The organism is Streptococcus pneumoniae (genome assembly GCA_040719455.1).
GTDB classification, from domain to species: Bacteria; Bacillota; Bacilli; order Lactobacillales; family Streptococcaceae; genus Streptococcus; species Streptococcus pneumoniae_G.
Genome location: JBFDTN010000001.1, coordinates 765142 through 784977, shown reverse-complemented (window position 1 = coordinate 784977; position 19836 = coordinate 765142). Strand labels below are relative to the sequence as shown.

Annotated in this window: 17 protein-coding genes and 1 pseudogene; 16 read left to right on the top strand and 2 right to left on the bottom strand. The window is 41.7% G+C overall.

Annotated features, from left to right (window positions below; genetic code table 11):
• Positions 1-9: 9 nt before the first annotated feature.
• Both gyrA and AB1I63_03675 read left to right on the top strand, forming a co-directional pair.
• Complete coding sequence (gene gyrA / locus AB1I63_03680) at positions 10-2463, top strand: DNA gyrase subunit A (GenBank protein MEW4353988.1); 2454 nt, start codon at positions 10-12, stop codon at positions 2461-2463.
• Positions 2464-2469: 6 nt separating this feature from the next.
• Entirely contained in the window at positions 2470-3210 is a 741-nt protein-coding gene (locus AB1I63_03675; protein MEW4353987.1) for a class A sortase, read from the top strand.
• A 52-nt stretch (positions 3211-3262) separates the two neighbouring features.
• On the opposite strand, the gene AB1I63_03670 is transcribed toward AB1I63_03675, so the two are convergent.
• Positions 3263-4207, bottom strand: coding sequence for a polysaccharide deacetylase family protein (locus AB1I63_03670; protein MEW4353986.1), 945 nt, complete (start codon positions 4205-4207; stop codon positions 3263-3265).
• A gap of 166 nt (positions 4208-4373) precedes the next feature.
• Here AB1I63_03670 and AB1I63_03665 point away from each other — a divergent pair, with 166 nt between their 5' ends.
• The 13 genes from AB1I63_03665 to AB1I63_03605 all read left to right on the top strand — a co-directional run bounded on the left by AB1I63_03665 (position 4374) and on the right by AB1I63_03605 (position 16186).
• Positions 4374-5660, top strand: coding sequence for a homoserine dehydrogenase (locus AB1I63_03665; GenBank protein ID MEW4353985.1), 1287 nt, complete (start codon positions 4374-4376; stop codon positions 5658-5660).
• Between the two features lies 1 nt (position 5661).
• Positions 5662-6525, top strand: coding sequence for a homoserine kinase (thrB, locus tag AB1I63_03660; GenBank protein ID MEW4353984.1), 864 nt, complete (start codon positions 5662-5664; stop codon positions 6523-6525).
• Complete coding sequence (gene rarD / locus AB1I63_03655; GenBank protein MEW4353983.1) at positions 6518-7411, top strand: EamA family transporter RarD; 894 nt, start codon at positions 6518-6520, stop codon at positions 7409-7411. The genes thrB and rarD overlap by 8 nt, the downstream gene beginning before the upstream one ends.
• A gap of 184 nt (positions 7412-7595) precedes the next feature.
• Positions 7596-8498 (top strand): UDP-N-acetylmuramate dehydrogenase, encoded by a 903-nt coding sequence (gene murB / locus AB1I63_03650; GenBank protein MEW4353982.1) that lies wholly within the window; start codon positions 7596-7598, stop codon positions 8496-8498.
• A 169-nt stretch (positions 8499-8667) separates the two neighbouring features.
• Complete coding sequence (locus AB1I63_03645) at positions 8668-9825, top strand: ABC transporter ATP-binding protein (GenBank protein MEW4353981.1); 1158 nt, start codon at positions 8668-8670, stop codon at positions 9823-9825.
• On the top strand, positions 9806-10609 hold the full coding sequence (locus AB1I63_03640) for an ABC transporter permease (GenBank protein MEW4353980.1): 804 nt from the start codon (positions 9806-9808) through the stop codon (positions 10607-10609). Before AB1I63_03645 ends, AB1I63_03640 begins: the two co-directional genes overlap by 20 nt.
• Positions 10609-11382, top strand: a complete 774-nt coding sequence (locus AB1I63_03635; GenBank protein ID MEW4353979.1) for an ABC transporter permease — start codon at positions 10609-10611, stop codon at positions 11380-11382. Before AB1I63_03640 ends, AB1I63_03635 begins: the two co-directional genes overlap by 1 nt.
• Entirely contained in the window at positions 11379-12449 is a 1071-nt protein-coding gene (locus tag AB1I63_03630; GenBank protein ID MEW4353978.1) for an ABC transporter substrate-binding protein, read from the top strand. The genes AB1I63_03635 and AB1I63_03630 overlap by 4 nt, the downstream gene beginning before the upstream one ends.
• Before the next feature lie 100 nt (positions 12450-12549).
• Complete coding sequence (gene lepB / locus AB1I63_03625) at positions 12550-13107, top strand: signal peptidase I (GenBank protein ID MEW4353977.1); 558 nt, start codon at positions 12550-12552, stop codon at positions 13105-13107.
• 220 nt (positions 13108-13327) lie between these two features.
• On the top strand, positions 13328-13969 hold the full coding sequence (locus AB1I63_03620) for an amino acid ABC transporter permease (protein ID MEW4353976.1): 642 nt from the start codon (positions 13328-13330) through the stop codon (positions 13967-13969).
• 8 nt (positions 13970-13977) lie between these two features.
• A complete protein-coding gene (locus AB1I63_03615; protein ID MEW4353975.1) occupies positions 13978-14619 on the top strand; it encodes an amino acid ABC transporter ATP-binding protein in 642 nt (213 codons plus the stop codon).
• On the top strand, positions 14616-15326 hold the full coding sequence (locus tag AB1I63_03610) for a phenylalanine--tRNA ligase beta subunit-related protein (protein MEW4353974.1): 711 nt from the start codon (positions 14616-14618) through the stop codon (positions 15324-15326). Before AB1I63_03615 ends, AB1I63_03610 begins: the two co-directional genes overlap by 4 nt.
• Before the next feature lie 17 nt (positions 15327-15343).
• The gene (locus AB1I63_03605) at positions 15344-16186 is read left to right on the top strand and encodes an amino acid ABC transporter substrate-binding protein (protein MEW4353973.1); all 843 of its coding nucleotides are present in this window, start codon (positions 15344-15346) and stop codon (positions 16184-16186) included.
• Between the two features lie 29 nt (positions 16187-16215).
• Here the strand turns inward: AB1I63_03605 and AB1I63_03600 are convergent, their stop codons facing one another.
• Positions 16216-17406 carry a cation diffusion facilitator family transporter gene (locus tag AB1I63_03600; protein ID MEW4353972.1) on the bottom strand — a complete coding sequence of 397 codons (1191 nt, stop codon included), beginning with the start codon at positions 17404-17406 and terminating at the stop codon, positions 16216-16218.
• A 138-nt stretch (positions 17407-17544) separates the two neighbouring features.
• On the opposite strand from AB1I63_03600, the pseudogene pcrA reads away from it, so the two are divergent.
• A pseudogene (gene pcrA / locus AB1I63_03595) lies at positions 17545-19802 on the top strand (DNA helicase PcrA).
• Positions 19803-19836: the final 34 nt, after the last annotated feature.

Sequence of the window (19836 nt, the reverse complement as noted above, 5' to 3'; positions counted from 1 at the left end):
GACAGATGCATGCAAGATAAAAATTTAGTAAATGTAAATCTCACCAGTGAGATGAAGACGAGTTTTATCGATTACGCCATGAGCGTTATCGTGGCTCGTGCTCTTCCTGATGTGCGAGATGGGCTAAAGCCCGTTCATCGGCGCATTTTATATGGGATGAATGAGCTTGGGGTGACTCCTGATAAGCCACATAAGAAGTCTGCTCGTATCACGGGGGATGTCATGGGTAAGTATCACCCACACGGAGATTCCTCGATTTATGAGGCGATGGTGCGAATGGCTCAGTGGTGGAGCTATCGCTATATGCTCGTAGATGGTCATGGAAACTTTGGTTCTATGGACGGAGATGGAGCAGCGGCTCAGCGTTACACGGAAGCTCGGATGAGCAAGATTGCTCTTGAGATGCTCCGTGATATCAATAAAAATACAGTTGATTTCACGGACAACTACGATGCTAGTGAGCGTGAGCCAGAGATTTTGCCTGCTCGTTTTCCAAATCTATTGGTCAATGGTGCGACAGGGATTGCGGTCGGAATGGCGACCAATATTCCTCCGCATAATTTGGGAGAGACCATTGATGCGGTGAAGTTGGTCATGGACAATCCAGATGTGACGACACGTGACATTATGGAAGTTTTACCTGGTCCAGATTTTCCGACAGGGGCTATGGTCATGGGGAAATCCGGTATTCACCGAGCTTATGAGACAGGAAAAGGTTCTATCGTTCTTCGGTCAAAAACAGAAATCGAAGAAACCAAAACTGGGCGTGAGCGCATTGTCGTGACAGAATTCCCCTATATGGTCAATAAGAGCAAGGTGCAGGAGCACATTGTCCGCTTGGTACAAGAAAAGCGAATTGAGGGGATTACGGCAGTCCGAGATGAGTCCAACCGTGAAGGAGTTCGCTTTGTGATTGAGGTGAAGCGAGATGCTTCAGCCAGTGTCATTTTGAATAATCTCTTTAAATTGACTCAAATGCAGACCAATTTTAGCTTTAATATGCTAGCTATTCAAAATGGTGTGCCAAAGATTCTCTCCTTGCGTCAGATTTTAGATGCTTATATTGAGCACCAAAAGGAAGTCGTGACGCGTAGAACGATTTTTGACAAGGAAAAGGCAGAAGCACGCGCTCATATTTTGGAAGGTTTGCTGATTGCACTGGATCATATTGACGAAGTCATTCGCATCATTCGAAATAGCAACACGGATGCTGAGGCTCAGGCGGAGTTGATGTCTCGCTTTAAGTTGTCAGAACGTCAAAGTCAAGCCATTTTAGACATGCGTTTGCGTCGTTTGACAGGCTTGGAGCGTGACAAGATTCAGTCAGAATACGATGATTTATTAGCCTTGATTGCCGATTTAGCAGATATTTTGGCGAAATCAGAGCGTGTTGTTGCGATTATCAAGGAAGAGTTGGATGAGGTTAAACGTAAGTTTGCAGACAAGCGTCGGACAGAATTGATGATTGGTGAAGTGCTCTCTTTGGAAGATGAAGACTTGATTGAGGAGACTAATGTTCTAATCACCTTGTCAAATAAAGGTTATATCAAGCGTTTGGACCAAGGTGAGTTCACAGCGCAAAAACGTGGTGGTCGCGGTGTCCAAGGAACAGGTGTGAAGGACGACGATTTTGTGCGAGAATTGGTTTCTACCAGTACCCATGATTACCTACTTTTCTTCACCAATACAGGTCGCGTTTACCGACTGAAAGGTTACGAAATTCCAGAATATGGTCGTACTGCTAAGGGATTACCGATTGTTAATCTTTTGAAATTAGACGAAGGGGAGTCGATTCAAACCATTATCAATGTCGAAAAGGACAGAAGTGATGATTCTTATCTCTTCTTTACGACACGTCATGGGATTGTGAAGCGGACCAGTGTGAAAGAATTTAGCAATATTCGTCAGAATGGTCTAAAAGCCTTAAATCTACGAGATGAAGATGAATTGATCAATGTTTTCTTGACAGATGGACAGACCGATGTCATCATTGGAACCAAGCTCGGTTATGCTATTCGTTTCAAGGAAGACAAGGTTCGAAATATGGGTCGGACCGCTGCTGGAGTTCGTGGTGTTGATTTGCGTGAGGGGGACCAAGTGGTCGGCTCAAGCGCTATCAAGGATACAGATGAAGTTTTGATTATTACAGAAAAAGGATATGGAAAACGCACATTAGCGAGTGAATATGCTACAAAAGGCCGTGGTGGTAAAGGGATGAAAACAGCCAATATCACCGATAAAAACGGTGCTTTAGCAGGGCTTATGACCGTAGATGGTAGTGAGGATTTGATGGTCATTACCAATACAGGTGTCATGATTCGGACCAGTGTGGCAAATATTTCGCAAACAGGACGTGCAACCGTAGGAGTCAAGGTGATGCGCTTGGATGAAGATGCACAGATTGTGACTTTCACAAGTGTTAAAGCCGAAGAAAAAGAAGTAATAGAAGAAACTGAGGAATAAAACCAGATGGCAACGAAAAAAGCTAAAAATAGAAAAAAGAATCTACTGTTCAATATTGGGATTACATTGTTGTTTATTCTCTCTCTTGCCTTGATTTTTAACTCTTCCATTCGGAATATGATTATTGCTTGGAATACCAATCAATATCAAGTGAGTAAGGTATCCAAAGAGCAAATTGAAGAAAATAAAAAGAGTGAGCAGACCTTTGATTTTTCTCAGGTAAAATCAATTTCGACGGAATCGATTTTAAAGGCTCAATGGGAAGCGCAACAGCTTCCAGTTATTGGAGGAATTGCTATTCCTGAGTTGAAAATCAATCTTCCGATTTTCAAAGGCTTGGATAATGTAGCGATTTCCTACGGTGCCGGCACCATGAAAGAAACGCAGGAGATGGGGAAAGGCAATTATGCCTTGGCTAGTCACCATATCTTTGGAGTCGCCGGTGCGAGTGATGTTCTTTTTTCTCCGCTAGACAATGCTAAGGAAGGCATGAAGATTTATCTAACAGATAAGGATAAGGTTTATGTTTATAGCATTACGAAGGTAGAAGTCGTAACACCAGAGCATGTCGAAGTAATCGATGATCAAGAAGGCGTGACCGAAGTAACCTTGGTGACTTGTGAGGATGCCGATGCGACGCAACGGATTATTGTCAAAGGAAAATTTGAAAAAGAAATGGCTTATAAAGATGCGCCAGATGATATCTTAGACGCCTTTAGCCAGTCTTATAACCAAATGCAATTTTAACATATAAAAAAGTCTTAAAATCGATTGATTTTAAGACTTTTTGTGATTTAGACTAAGGCGTTGCAATTTCTTGTAGTAAATCCTCTGCTGTGGTAGTTGGCATGATGCGGACACGATTAAGTGAAAGGAGCCCATCGCTTAGTGAAGCAAGACCATTGTTAGTGGTTAGTCCCATTTTATAGCCGAGTTTTTCGGCAATGCTCATAGTCGTTTCCGTGTATCGTCCAGACGGATAGGCGACAGTTGTCGTCTGTTGGTTTAAGTTCTGGTCTAAATAATCTTTAGAAATCTTTAATTCGCTTTCTTGTGTATCAGGGCTTGATACAGCGAGATCTGGGTGATTGACTGTATGATCTTCAAAAGACATGCCTTTGTCTTTCATTTCTGCTATTTGATTTAGTGTCAGCATATCTTCGCGTCCATTTTCGACAAAGCTTGTGATGACATTGTTGGTTGCTTTCATTTGGTATTGCTCAAGGAGGGGAAAGGCGTTGGTATAAAAATCTCTGAGGCTATCGTCAAAGGTTAGCCAAACGACTTTTTTGTCTTTGGGAAGGACATTTTCAGTCAATACTTTGTAGGCTTCAGCAGGGTTAAGGCTATAATAGCCTGCCTCTTTTAGGGCTGCTAAATGGCTTTCAAAGATATCGGGAGCAACAATGAGATTGGCATTCGGAGCTTCCGATGGATCCATGACATGAATGGCATGGTACATGAGAATAGGAATTTTGACGGGTTCTGTTTGCTTGACCCAAGTGATTGTAGAATTGCTTATATCTTCTTGTTTTGGTTTGGTTGACGAGGAATCCTTGACTGTCTGTGTTTGCTTGTCTGTTTGTGGTTGAGATGTTGAGGTTTGGTGTTGTGAGAATATCCACCAAGTAAAGGCAAAGCCCAGTCCTAAGAGGGTTAGAGATAGGATGACGAAAAAGATTCGTTTTTTGCGACGTTTTTCAATGCGGGTGCGAATGGTTCGATTATCGTAATGATGAGTCATAGATTTCCTCCTTTTTTATTTATTATATAACTGCTCTCTTTCTTTTTCAAGCGTTTGCAGAAGTGAAAAGCAGTGCAGAAAATTCTGATAATCTAAGCGAAGTCAATAGCCGAGTAAGCAATTTTATGATACAATGAGAGAAATAAACAAAAATTTGGAGTGAACTATGTCAGTAAAGATTGCTTTATTAGGATTTGGAACAGTAGCGAGTGGTGTGCCTTTTCTACTCAAGGAAAACAAGGAAAAGATTGAGCAAGCAGCCCATCAGGAAATTGAGATTGAAAAGGTCTTAGTCAGAGATGATGCTGAAAAAGAGCGCTTACTTGCAGCAGGGCATGCCTATCATTTTGTGACCAATATTGATGAGATTTTAACAGATGAGACGATTGCCATTGTTGTGGAGTTGATGGGACGGATTGAGCCGGCTAAGACCTTTATCACGCGTGCGTTAGAAGCGAAAAAGCACGTTGTTACGGCTAATAAAGATTTGCTTGCTGTTCATGGGCAAGAATTAACGGCGATTGCAAAAGAGAATCATGTGGCGCTCTACTATGAAGCAGCTGTGGCAGGTGGGATTCCGATTTTGCGGACCTTGGTCAATTCTCTAGCGTCAGACAAGGTGACGCGTGTTCTCGGTGTGGTGAATGGTACGTCTAACTTTATGATGACCAAGATGGTGGAAGAAGGCTGGTCGTATGAGGATGCGCTAGCAGAGGCTCAGCGTCTTGGCTTTGCTGAGAGCGATCCGACAAATGACGTAGATGGAATTGACGCTGCCTATAAAATGGTTCTTCTTAGCCAATTTGCCCTTGGTATGGCGGTAAATTTTGACGATATCGCCCATAAAGGGATTCGTAGTATCACGCCAGAAGATGTTGCCGTGGCGCAAGAATTGGGTTATGTAGTCAAATTAGTCGGCTCCATTGAGGAAACAGTATCAGGAATTGCAGCAGAAGTAACACCAACTTTCTTGCCTAAAGCTCACCCCTTAGCTTCTGTCAATGGTGTCATGAATGCTGTCTTTGTAGAGTCGATCGGAATTGGTGAGTCTATGTATTATGGTCCAGGTGCAGGGCAAAAACCAACAGCGACTAGCGTAGTAGCAGATCTGGTCCGTATCGTACGACGAATGAAAGAAGGAACGATTGGTAAAGCCTTTAATGAATTTAGTCGTCCTGTCGTTCTTGCAAAACCAGAAGATGTGAAACACCACTATTATTTTTCTATCTTGGCACCTGATAAGAAAGGGCAAGTCCTTCGCTTGGCAGAAATTTTCAATGCCCAAGACGTATCCTTTAAGCAAATCCTCCAGCATGGAACAGACGGTGATTTGGCGCGTGTTGTAATTATTACGCATGCGGTCAGTAAGACACAGCTAGAGAATCTTGTAGCAGAATTGGAGAAAGCGAAAGAGTTCCAATTGTTGAATACCTTTAAAGTATTGGGAGAGTAAGATGAAAATTACAGTACCAGCAACCAGTGCTAACATCGGACCGGGTTTTGATTCAGTTGGTCTTGCCGTTAGTAAATATTTGACGATTGAGGTCATTGAAAAAAGTGATACTTGGAATATTGAGCATGAATTAGGAGAGCAGATTCCTCATGATGAGAAAAATCTGTTGGTAAAAATCGCTCGCAAAGTCGCTCCCAATCTAGTTCCTCATCATGTTAAGATGATTAGTGATATTCCCTTGGCGCGTGGACTTGGCTCTTCTAGCTCAGTCATTGTAGCAGGGATTGAATTGGCCAATCAATTAGCTGAGCTTGACTTAACAGATCATGAAAAGTTGCAGATCGCAACGGAGTTGGAAGGACATCCAGATAATGTCGCACCAGCGATTTTTGGCAATCTTGTGGTGGCTAGTTACCAGGACGGACAGGTGAGTGCTGTCTGTGCTGATTTTCCAGCCTGTCATTTACTAGCCTTTGTGCCTGCTTATGAGCTAAAAACCAAGGATAGTCGTGGTGTATTGCCAGAAAATCTATCCTATAAAGAAGCAGTGGCAGCTAGCAGTATTGCTAATGTTGCGATTGCAGCTCTTTTAAAAGGTGATTTGAAAACGGCAGGACAAGCCATTCAATCGGATCTTTTTCATGAGCGTTTTCGTCAATCTTTAGTCGCTGAATTTGCCTCAATCAAGCAAATCGGACAAGAGCACGGTGCCTATGCGACTTATTTGTCGGGAGCAGGACCAACGATCATGATTTTAGCACCTGAAGAAAAAGTGGCTGCTATTAAGCAGGAGATAATAGATCTACATTTAGACGGAGAAGTCTTTGACCTCTGTGTAGATGAAGAGGGCGTCCGTGTTGACTAAAGAAGGAATCGGGCTAGGGTTAGGCTTGTTATCCTATCTGCTTTGGGGATTTTTATCCCTCTTTTGGAAATTGCTGGGTGGGATTGATAGCTATGCTGTGTTCAGCTATCGGATTGTCTGGACTTGTTTGACTATGATTTGTTATATGCTCTTTACAAAACAAAGTCAGCGTTTTTGTAAGGAATTGGTGACTTGTATCAAGCAGCAGCAACTTAGGTGGCGTATGTTAGGAGCTAGTTTCTTTATCGCCCTTAACTGGCTCGTGTATATCTTTGCGGTCAGTCATGCTCAGGCAACAGAAGCTAGTCTTGGTTATTACCTCATGCCCTTGGTGTCTATCTTGCTGTCACTTTTAGTGTTAAAGGAACGATTGCAAGGAGTGACCATTTTTGCGATTCTATTAGCTGGCTTAGGCATTCTGGTATTGTTATTTCAAACAGGTTATTTGCCCATCGTGTCCTTGATTTTATCTGTGAGTTTTGCCATGTATGGGCTTTTGAAAAAAGAAGTGAGTTTATCTAGCGATGTGTGTATGCTGATAGAGAGTGCAGTGGTGTTACCTTTTGCGACTGTTTACTTATTATTTTTTGCAAAGACGAGTATGGCAGACTATATAGTGAGTGAAAATCTCATGCTCATGTTGTCTGGTCTTGTGACAGCTATTCCACTCTTATTATTTGCAGAAGCGTTGAAGCGAGCACCGCTGAGTCAAATTAGCTTTTTACAGTACCTCAATCCAACGATTCAGCTGATGTTAGCATTGACGGTATTTGGAGAATCCATTGACCATGAGCAGTTACCAGGTTTTGTCTTGATTTGGCTAGCGATTGCTATCTTTATCATAGGACAATGGCTGTACTTAAAAAGAATGAAACAAAGATTATAATCATTTCGTTTTCATGTATGTCGTTAACTCGTACTACATGAAAACGAAACAACTATCAAAGGATAAAAGAGGGGTTCTCCCTCTTTTTTGATTCAGTTATTTTCTAAAGAAATCATCTTTTTATCGAAAATGGAGGGAAAACATGGTATAATGGAGTGTATTTTGAACAGAAAAGAGTAATGAAATGGTAAATGAGATGATTCAACAAGCATTAGAAGGCATTGATATTCGTTATCAAGAACCTTTGAAAGAATACACCTATACAAAAGTGGGAGGAGTGGCAGATTATATAGTGTTTCCTCGCAATCGTTATGAATTGGCGCGTGTGGTTCGTTTTGCTAATCAAGCGGAGATTCCATGGACGGTGCTCGGCAATGCCAGTAATATCATCGTGAGAGACGGTGGTATTCGTGGTTTTGTCATCATGTTTGACAAGTTAAATAGTATGACAGTGAATGGCTACACGATTGAAGCAGAGGCGGGAGCTAAGTTGATTGCAGCGACGCAAGTAGCCCTTCGCCATAGCTTGACTGGCTTTGAATTTGCCTGTGGTATTCCAGGAAGTATCGGTGGGGCTGTCTTTATGAATGCAGGGGCTTACGGTGGTGAGATTGCCCATATTTTGACATCTTGTAAGGTCTTGACGCAAGAAGGTGAGATTAAGACCTTGACAGGAAAAGAGATGACCTTTGGCTATCGTCATTCTGCCATTCAGGCGACTGGCGATATCGTCATTTCAGCGAAATTCGCACTCAGACCTGGTGTTCATAGCACGATTCAGCAAGAAATGGCACGCTTGACGCATTTGAGAGAGTTAAAACAGCCTTTGGAGTATCCGTCTTGTGGCTCGGTCTTTAAGCGTCCAGTTGGAAATTTTGCAGGTCAGTTGATCAGTGAAGCGGGGCTGAAAGGTCATCGGATTGGTGGAGTTGAGGTATCCACTAAGCATGCTGGTTTTATGGTCAATGTAGCAGATGGATCTGCCGCTGATTACGAGGCTTTGATTGAGCATGTCATCGCTGAGGTTGAGAAGCAGTCAGGAATTACCTTGGAGCGTGAAGTGCGGCTTATTGGCGAAAACTTATAAATTTGTCAATAGAGACGGAAAGGGGGTGAAAGCCTATCGATAGTCAACAGTTATGGAGGGTGAAACATCCCCTCAAAGAGGTAGGTGTGGCCTGACAGAGCCAATCTGTCCTAGTCTTTTGAGAAAAGTCTAGTGTTTTGTTGGAAGAAAAAGAAGGAATTTATGAGAATTGAAAAAACCAATTATTGAATTCAAAAACGTGTCAAAGGTCTTTGAAGATAGTGGAACAGTCGTTTTAAAGGATATAAACTTTGAACTTGAAGAAGGGAAATTTTATACTCTTTTAGGGGCTTCTGGGTCAGGAAAATCAACGATTTTAAATATCATTGCAGGACTCTTGGACGCAACGACAGGAGATATTTTGCTAGATGGTGTACGGATTAACGATATTCCGACGAATAAACGCGATGTGCATACAGTTTTTCAATCCTATGCCCTGTTTCCACACATGAATGTTTTTGAAAATGTTGCTTTTCCTTTGCGGTTGCGAAGAGTAGAAAAGGCAGAGATTGAGCGCCGCGTGGCAGAAGTCTTGAAAATGGTGCAGTTAGAAGGCTTTGAGCGTCGTTCTATTCGCAAATTATCTGGTGGTCAGCGTCAGCGGGTGGCGATTGCTCGTGCCATTATCAATCAACCGCGTGTGGTTTTGCTGGATGAGCCTTTATCAGCTCTTGATTTGAAACTGCGGACTGACATGCAGTATGAGTTACGAGAATTGCAACAACGCCTTGGTATTACCTTTGTCTTTGTCACCCACGACCAAGAAGAGGCTCTAGCGATGAGTGATTGGATCTTTGTCATGAATGATGGCGAGATTGTCCAATCTGGTACACCGGTGGATATTTATGATGAGCCGATTAACCATTTTGTTGCGACCTTTATTGGAGAATCAAACATTATCTCTGGTCGTATGATTGAAGACTATTTGGTGGAATTCAACGGCAAACGCTTTGAATCAGTGGACGGTGGTATGCGCCCTAATGAGCCTGTTGAGATTGTCATTCGTCCTGAGGATCTTCAAATTACCCTGCCAGAAGAAGGGAAATTGCAGGTAAAAGTCGATACCCAGCTCTTTCGTGGGGTCCACTATGAGATTATCGCCTATGATGAATTGGGCAATGAATGGATGATTCATTCCACTCGAAAAGCCATTGTTGGTGAAGTGATTGGCTTAGACTTTGAACCTGAAGATATCCATGTCATGAGGCTAAATGAAACGGAAGAAGAATTCGACGCTCGGATTGAAGAGTATGTAGAAATCGAAGAAGTCGAAGACGGTTTGATCAATGCCATTGAGGAGGAAAGAGATGAAGAAAGCAACCTCTAAATGGTTTAGTATCCCCTATTTTCTGTGGATTTTTCTCTTTGTATTAGCGCCAGTCGTGATGATTATTTGGCAGTCTTTCTTTAATATCGAAGGGCAAGTGACGCTTGAGAATTACAAAACTTATTTTACATCGCAGAATTTGACCTATCTCAAAATGAGCTTTAATTCGGTCTTTTATGCAGGAATTATCACCTTAGTGACCCTTTTTATCAGCTATCCAACAGCTTATTTTCTAACCAAACTCAAGCACAAGCAACTGTGGCTGATGTTGATTATCTTACCTACCTGGGTCAATCTTTTGCTCAAAGCTTATGCCTTTATCGGAATTTTTGGGCAAGATGGTTCTGTCAATCAATTCTTGAGTTTTCTTGGTCTTGGGCAGCAACAAATTCTTTTTACGGATTTCTCATTTATCTTTGTTGCTAGCTACATCGAGCTACCTTTTATGATTTTGCCAATTTTTAATGTTCTGGATGACTTAGACCCTAATCTGATCAATGCTAGCTATGACCTTGGGGCAAATAGCTGGGAAACCTTTCGACGTGTGGTCTTCCCCTTGTCCATGAATGGGGTGAGAAGTGGCGTTCAGTCTGTCTTTATCCCCAGTTTGAGTCTCTTTATGTTGACCCGTTTGATTGGGGGAAATCGAGTGATTACACTAGGGACAGCGATTGAGCAGCATTTCTTAACAACGCAAAATCTAGGCATGGGCTCAACGATTGCCGTTATTTTAATTCTTGCTATGATGGCAGTCATGTGGCTGACGAAGGAAAGGAGAGAATGATGAAAAAACTTGCAGCAACCTATTTAGGTCTGGTCTTTCTCGTCCTTTATCTGCCGATTTTTTATCTAATTGGCTATGCCTTTAACGCAGGAGATGACATGACCACTTTTACTGGCTTTACGCTTGTGCATTTTGAGGCTATGTTTAGCGATAGTAGATTGATGTTGATTTTGGCACAAACCTTCTTTTTAGCCTTTTTATCCGCCTTGATTGCAACAATCATTGGTACCTTTGGGGCTATTCATATCTATCAGGCGCGTAAGAAGTATCAAGAAGCCTTTTTATCGGTCAATAATATCTTGATGGTAGCACCTGATGTCATGATTGGGGCGAGCTTTCTTATTCTCTTTACGACGCTTAAATTCCAGCTTGGATTTGTGTCTGTTTTGGCGAGCCACATTGCCTTTTCGATTCCGATTGTGGTCTTGATGGTCTTGCCTCGCTTGAAAGAGATGAATGACGATATGATTCATGCAGCCTATGATTTGGGAGCTAGTTCTTTTCAAGTGTTGAAAGAAATTATGCTCCCTTATCTGACGCCTGCCATCATTGCGGGTTACTTTATGGCTTTTACCTATTCTTTAGATGATTTTGCCGTAACCTTCTTTGTGACAGGAAATGGCTTTTCAACGCTGTCTGTTGAAATTTACTCTCGGGCTCGTCAAGGGATTTCCTTGGACATCAATGCCCTTTCTGCCTTGGTCTTTCTCTTTAGTATCCTCTTGGTGATTGGCTACTACTTTATCTCCAGAGAGAAGGAGGAGAAACTATGAAAAAATTGTATTCATTCTTTCTTGGAATTCTTGCCATTATCCTACTTTTGTGGGGAATTAGCACCCATATCCAAAGCCAAACGACAAAGAGTGACAGTGATAAATTAGTTATCTATAACTGGGGAGATTATATCGACCCAGAATTGCTAGAGGAATTTACGAAGGAAACAGGGATTCAGGTGCAGTATGAGACCTTTGATTCCAATGAATCTATGTATACCAAAATCAAGCAGGGTGGCACAACTTATGATATCGCTATTCCTAGCGAATACATGATTGCTAAGATGAAATCAGAAAATCTCCTTGTACCGCTTGATCATAGTAAAATCAAAGGTTTGGAGAACATTGGTGAGCGCTTTTTGAATCAGCCCTTTGATAAAGACAACCAATACTCTATTCCCTATTTCTGGGGGACTTTAGGTATTGTCTATAATAGCAAGTTGGTGACGGAAGCTCCTGAGCATTGGGATGATCTATGGCGAGCAGAATATAAAAATGATATTATGCTGATTGATGGGGCGCGTGAGGTCATGGGCTTTGGTCTTAATTCCTTAGGATATAGTTTAAACAGCAAAAATGAAGAACAATTGCAAGAGGCGGTGGACAAATTGTACCGCTTGACACCCAATATCAAGGCCATTGTCGCAGATGAAATGAAGCAATATATGATTCAAAATAATGCGGCAATTGGGGTGAGCTTCTCAGGAGAAGCCAGACAGATGCTGGATGGTAATGAAGACCTACGCTATGTGGTGCCAAGTGAGGCTAGCAACCTTTGGTTTGACAATATGGTCATTCCCAAAACGGTGAAAAACAAGGAAGCGGCGTATCAATTTATCAATTTTATGCTACGACCAGAATCCGCTTATAAAAATGCCCTCTATGTGGGCTATTCCACACCGAACACTGCTGCTAAAGTCCTTCTACCAGAAGAAGTTCAAAATGATGAAGCCTTCTACCCAAGTGAAGAGACGATGAAACACTTAGAAGTGTACGAATCACTCGGACAAAAATGGCTCGGTCTTTACAATGACCTCTATTTACAGGTCAAGATGTATCGGAAATAAATTTTTCCTCTCTTTTTTATGAAGGAGAGGTTTTCTGAATCGCTCAACCTTTCAAATTTTCTGAAAATATGCTATAATGGTAATAAAATGGAGGGAGAGTATGGTTAAGAGAGATTTAATTCGAAATGTGATTGTGATGATTCTAGCCATTTTTGGCTTAGTTGCCTTGCGCATATTTGTCTTTGAACCCTATGGTGTCAAAGAGCAGGATGCGAATCGCTACATTCGTAAAAATGATACCGTTTTGGCGAATAAAATTCATAAAATCAAGCGAGAAGACTTGGTGTTATATGAAGTGGATGGAAATGACTATGTGGGTCGTGTCATTGCCATGGAAGATGATTCGGTGGTCTATATGGACGATGTTCTTTATTTGAATAACAAAATCAAAGAAGAAGGGTACTTGACCAAAGACAAGGATAATTACCTAGCTAAGCCAACCACAGGGGATTATTTTACCCATGATTTTACCATTCAAACCTTAACGCAATCCGACTCAGCTACCATTCCTGCTGGGATGTATTTGATTTTGAATGATGATCGGACCAATATGAAGGACAGTCGTGAGTTTGGTTTGATTGAGAAACAGCAAATTAAGGGTGTCATTACTTTCAGACTATTGCCGTTGCAAGAATTTGGATTTATCAAGACAAGATGAAAAATCTTGTCTTTTTATTCTATTTAAAAGAGAAATTGCTTATATTTATCAATAAATATTGAGAGATAGAGATACTTGCTAGATTTATAAAATCAGAAAAAATCACTAGGATCATTCTTGTTTGTATTTGGGGATATTTATGCAAAATAGTAGTTTTTTCTATTGAAAAAATTAGAATTTTTGGTATAATAGAAAAATGTATCCAATAAGGAGGTGGTTTATGACTTATATTTTTGAAGTGTTACCGAGTTTATTAAATGGGGCGACGATTACCTTACAGGTGTTCGCCATGGTTCTTGTGCTTTCGATTCCGCTAGGAATTCTGATTGCCTTTTTGATGCAAGTCCATTTCAAACCTCTCCATTGGCTGATTAACATCTATATTTGGATTATGCGAGGGACTCCCTTGCTTTTGCAACTGATTTTTATTTATTATGTACTGCCAAGTGTTGGGATTCGGTTTGATCGTTTGCCGGCTGCGATTATCGCCTTTACTCTGAATTATGCAGCTTATTATGCAGAGATTTTCCGTGGGGGGATTTTATCTATTCCTAAGGGGCAGTATGAGGCGGCTAAAGTCTTGAAATTCACGCCATTTCAGACTATTCGATTTATCGTCTTGCCACAAGTCATCAAGGTTGTTTTGCCAAGTGTCTTTAACGAAGTTATGACCTTGGTAAAAGATACATCTTTGGTCTATGCCTTGGGCGTATCAGATTTGATTTTGGCAAGTCGGACGGCAGCTAATCGTGATGCGAGTTTGGCACCTATGTTTATCGCAGGAGCTATTTATCTGCTTTTGATTGGCTTAGTGACGATTATTGCAAAGCAAGTTGAAAAGAAATATGCATATTATAAGTAGGTGATAAGATGTTAGAATTACGAAACATAAGCAAACGATTTGGAGACAAGGTGGTTATGAAAGACTTGAACCTTGTCATTCCTGAAAAGAAAATTCTAGCTATTGTAGGACCTTCTGGTGGAGGAAAAACCACACTGTTACGGATGCTTGCAGGACTTGAGACCATTGATAGTGGTGAGATTATTTATAATGGTGAGAGTTTGTCGCTAGACGAGCTAGAAAAGAGAAATCTTCTGGGATTTGTATTTCAGGATTTTCAACTCTTTCCGCATTTGAATGTCTTGGATAATTTGACCTTGTCACCGATTCAGACCATGAATGTGGCAAAAGATGAGGCTGAAAAGAAAGCAGTTGCTCTATTAGAGCGTTTGGGCTTGGGAGCTCATACAAAAGCCTATCCTTATTCGCTTTCAGGGGGGCAAAAACAGCGAGTTGCCTTGGCACGGGCTATGATGATTGAGCCAGAAATTATTGGCTATGACGAGCCGACATCAGCATTAGACCCTGAGTTGCGCTTAGAAGTGGAGAAATTGATTCTCCAAAATCGAGAATTAGGCATTACGCAGATTGTGGTGACTCATGACTTACAGTTTGCAGAAAATATTGCCGATGAAATTTTACATGTAAATCCTAAGGAGGTAGAAAAATGAAAGTGATTGTTCGTGATGAATTTTGGGAATTATTTCCAAAAGCAGAGATTGGTTTATTGGTTGCAAAAGGATTGAATAATCAAGTAGATGAAGAAAAAGATCCTTTTTTTGCGGAGATGCTTCAAGCAGCCGCTAAAAAAGCTGAGCAGTTTATTCAAGAAGAACCTTTTACACAAAACGAAGTCATTAAGGAATGGCGTGAAGCCTTTAGTACATTTAAAACGAAAAAAGGGGCTCGCTCTTCCATCGAAGCTCTGCTCAAACGTGTGAGTCAAGGACGGACTTTCTCTCCAATCAATCCTTTGGTAGATATCTACAACAGTGTGTCACTGGCTTATGGTGTGCCGTGTGGGGGTGAGGATTTAGCAAAGATTGAGGGAGATTTGCAGCTTGGAAAAGCTAAAGGTGGAGAATCTTTCTTTCCACTGGGGGCTGAAAGTGACGCTCCAGCTCTAGCTGATGAAATCTGCTATGTGGATGATGCAGGTGCGGTATGTCGTTGCTTTAACTGGCGGGAAGCAGAGCGCACCATGCTAACAGAAGAAACGACAGATGCGATTCTTGTTATTGAAAGTATCAATGTGCATCAGGCAGAGCGCATGCATCAAGGATTAGAAGAGCTTCAAAAACAAGTCGAAGCTTACTTTGGAGTGGAAACAGAGATGATCTATCTAACCGCAGAAAATCCTCAAGTTGAGCTTGTCTAAGGATCAAGGAGAATAGTATGAAATTAAAGGGAATAGTTGGGGCTACCATAGCACTTGCCTTAAGTATTGTCTTGGTGGCTTGTGGGAAAGCTTCTACGAGTAAAGATACCAATAGTGATCAATGGCAGACGTATGAATCTAGTAAGAAAATCACGATTGGATTTGATAATACCTTTGTTCCAATGGGATTTCAAGACAAGTCTGGGAAAGATGTTGGTTTTGATATTGACTTAGCAACCGCTGTTTTCAAAAAATACGGTATCGAGGTTAACTGGCAACCCATTAATTGGGACTTGAAAGAAACGGAATTGAAAAATGGCACGATTGACTTGATTTGGAATGGCTATTCTAAGACCAAAGAAAGAGAAGAAAGTGTACTATTCACTCTTCCATATATGGAAAATGAACAAGTCTTGGTCACTAAGAAATCATCCAATATCGCATCTAGCGCTGATATGAAAGGTAAGATTCTTGGAGCGCAGGCAGGTTCATCTGGCTATCAAGTCTTTGAGGAAAAGCCAGCAGTTTTAAAAGACTTGGTGAAAGATCAAACTGCAACGCAATACGAAAGCTTTAATGAAGCTTTGATTGATTTGCAGAACAGTCGGATTGATGGTCTTTTAATTGACCGTGTCTATGCCAATTACTATCTACAAGATCAAGGGATTTTAGGAGATTACAATGTTATCCCAGTGGATTATCAAGGGGAGAACTTTGCGGTTGGTGCGCGGAAGTCAGACAAGACCTTGGTAGAGAACATTAACAAAGCCTTCAAAGAACTTTACAAAGATGGAACATTCCAAGAGATTTCTAAGAAATGGTTTGGCGATGATGTAGCAACGGATGATGTGAAACAATAAAAAAGTTGGATATAGGTCCAACTTTTTTATTATTTCTCTTGTTTGGGTGTTTGTTGATGAAAGACAAGCTGCCATGTTTCGTGGCGTCGCCAGATACTGGTATGTAAAATTCCGTTGATTTCGTAGCGAACGAGCTTGGTTTTTTGGCTGATGGAGGTTAATTCAAAGTCATGGATGGGACAGGGTTTTCCTTTTTCTACTTGGAAAACTTGTTTGTCTAGCTCTCTTCCATTGTGCTCGACGGAGATAAAGTCAGGCGCTAAAAGAGTTTCTAACTCCATCCCTTGTTCAATGAGTTGTTCTCTGAGAAAGAGTTTTTTGCTTACATTTTGAGGGACTTCATCATCAGGTATGGGAGCGGGTTCGATATGGATGTCGATATCAAAGACACCGAAACGCTCTTGAAGCATGAGTTCGACTTGGTCTGCAATGGCATGACTTTCGTAGACAGATAAGTCAGGATTCATCTCTAAAATCAAGTCTAGGTAAATATTGCTCCCATAGGTTCGCCCTCTTTGGGATTTGACTTTGGAAATTTTAGGGATTTCAAGAATAGCAGCTTCATAATCCTTGAGAAGATGTTGGTCAAAGCCATCTGATAGACTAAACGAGCTCTCTATGAAAATCTCATAGGCAGTCTTGAGGATGAAAAAGGTGATGATAATGGCAACCAGTTTATCCACGATTGGAAACTGAAGAGAGCTGGCAATAATGGCAAGGCTGGTACCAAGAGAGGTTACAACGTCTGAGAGATTGTCCTTGGCTGCGGCTTCTAAAGCTTTTGAGTGTGTCCGCTTAGCCAGCTGCTTATTGTAGAGGTAAACCCCAAACATCACAAGAGCTGATAGCAAACCGACACAGGCACCGAGAGGGTCGATGACCGATTCTTCCTTGTCAATGATTTTTCGAACGGTTTCAACCAAGACATCAAAACCGACAAAAAACATGATAAAGGAGGTAATGAGGCTTGCTAAATCTTCCATTTTCCAGTGCCCAAATTTATGGTCATGGTCGGCAGGTTTTCGAGCCATGCGAAGTCCGATGAGGACAGCGATATTTGCGACAATGTCAGAAACGTTGTTAAAGCCATCGGCGGTCAAACTTGACGACTCAAGGAGATTTCCAGCGATGATTTTTGCCGTGGAGAGGAGTAAATAGGTGATAATAGCAAGAATCGCCCCTCGCTCGGCTAGCTTGAGATTGGTGGTTTGTTGGTTCATTTGACCTCCTTTCAGAAAGTCTATTATAGCGTTTTTAGGGGATTTTTTCAATGATGGGTGGCAAATAGCTATGTCATCTTTTTCATTTTCTTTGATTTTTGATATAATAGAGAAATTGAGAGAAGACGAGGAGAGAAGATGAATCCTTTATTGAATGGAATGAATAATCGACAAGCAGAGGCGGTTCAAACGACGGAAGGACCGCTTCTCATTATGGCAGGAGCTGGTTCAGGAAAGACCCGAGTTTTGACGCATCGAATTGCTTATTTGATTGATGAGAAAATGGTCAATCCTTGGAATATTTTAGCCATTACCTTTACCAACAAGGCAGCTCGTGAGATGAAAGAGCGGGCGTATGCACTCAATCCTGAAACTCAGGATTGCTTGATTGCGACTTTCCACTCCATGTGTGTGCGGATTTTGCGCCGTGATGCGGATCATATTGGCTATAATCGCAATTTTACCATTGTGGATCCGGGGGAGCAGCGAACCTTGATGAAGCGGATTTTGAAAAATCTCAATTTGGATCCGAAAAAGTGGAATGAACGTGCGATTTTGGGCACCATTTCCAATGCTAAAAATGACTTGATTGACGACGTAGCGTATGCTGCTCAGGCAGGCGATCTCTATACAGATATCGTTGCCAAGTGTTACACTGAGTATCAAAAAGAGCTGCGGCAGTCTGAAGCGGTTGACTTTGATGATTTGATCATGCTGACCTTGCGTCTGTTTGATAAAAATCCAGAGGTTCTGCTTCATTACCAACAGCGCTATCAGTATATCCATGTTGATGAGTACCAAGATACCAACCATGCCCAGTATCAGCTAGTGCGTCTCTTGGCTAGTCGCTTTAAAAATATCTGCGTTGTTGGGGATGCAGACCAGTCTATCTATGGCTGGCGTGGGGCAGATATGCAAAATATCCTTGATTTTGAAAAGGACTATCCAGAAAGTAAGGTTGTTCTTCTTGAGGAAAATTACCGTTCTACCAAGAACATATTGCAAGCAGCCAATGAAGTGATTCAACACAATAAAAATCGTCGTCCGAAAAATCTTTGGACGCAGAATCAAGAAGGAGAGAAGATTCGTTATTATCGAGCTAATGACGAGCAGGACGAAGCGGTGTTTATTGCCAAAAGTATCGAAGAATGGCATCGTACCAAGAATAAACCCTTCAAAGATTTCGCTGTGCTGTACCGTACCAATGCCCAGTCGCGGACGATTGAGGAAGCTCTTCTCAAATCAAATATTCCCTATACCATGGTGGGGGGAACGAAGTTTTATAGCCGTAAGGAAATCCGTGATGTCATTGCGTATCTGAACTTGATTGCCAATCCAAGTGACAATCTCAGTTTTGAGCGCGTGGTCAATGAACCAAAACGAGGCATCGGACCTGGAACAGTTGAAAAATTGAGAATTTTTGCCCAAAGTAGGGGTGTTTCTTTGCTAGATGCAGCTAGTGATGTGATGAATTCTGGGATAAAAGGCAAGGCTGCTCAAGCTATTTGGGATTTTGCTAATCTTTTGCTCCATGCAAGAGATCAAATGGAGCATTTGACCATTACAGATTTGGTGGAGTTGGTACTGGATAAGAGCGGCTATTCGCTGGCACTTTCGAGTCAAAATACCCTAGAGAGCCAAGCACGTTTGGAAAATATCCGAGAATTTCTTTCTGTGACCAAGAATTTTGATGAGCAAAATCAAGGAGAAGAAGGAGAAACAGGTCTTGAACGCTTGAGTCGTTTTCTGATTGACTTGGCATTGATTGCAGATACCGACGATGGAGGAATGACTGAGACTTCAGAAGTTACGCTCATGACACTTCATGCGGCAAAGGGGTTGGAATTTCCAGTTGTCTTTTTGATTGGGATGGAAGAAAACGTCTTTCCACTTAGTCGAGCGGCAGAAGATGAGGACGAATTAGAAGAAGAGCGTCGTTTAGCTTATGTAGGAATTACACGGGCAGAAGAGGAATTGTATGTGACCAATGCTAATTCACGACTCTTGTTTGGACGAACCAACTACAATCGTCCGAGTCGTTTCCTCAACGAAATTAGTTCGGATTTGTTGGATTATCAAGGTCTTGCTCGCCCAGCCAATACAGCCTTTAAAGCGACTTATAGCAGCGGAAAATCCATTCAGTTTGGCAAGGGAATGAGCCTACAAGAAGCTCTTCAAAGCCGAAAAGTAGGTGTGCAAATCGCTGGAATGAATCAAGCCAGCACACAAAAAGCTGAAAATTGGCAGGTTGGAGACATCGCTCTTCACAAGAAGTGGGGCGAAGGAGTCGTCTTAGAGGTATCTGGAACAGGAGCCACGCAAGAGCTTAAAATCAACTTCCCAGACATTGGTCTCAAAAACTCCTTGCCAGTGTTGCACCGATTGAGAAAAAGTAAAACTTGATGGTAGCTCTATCTGAAACATGGCAAG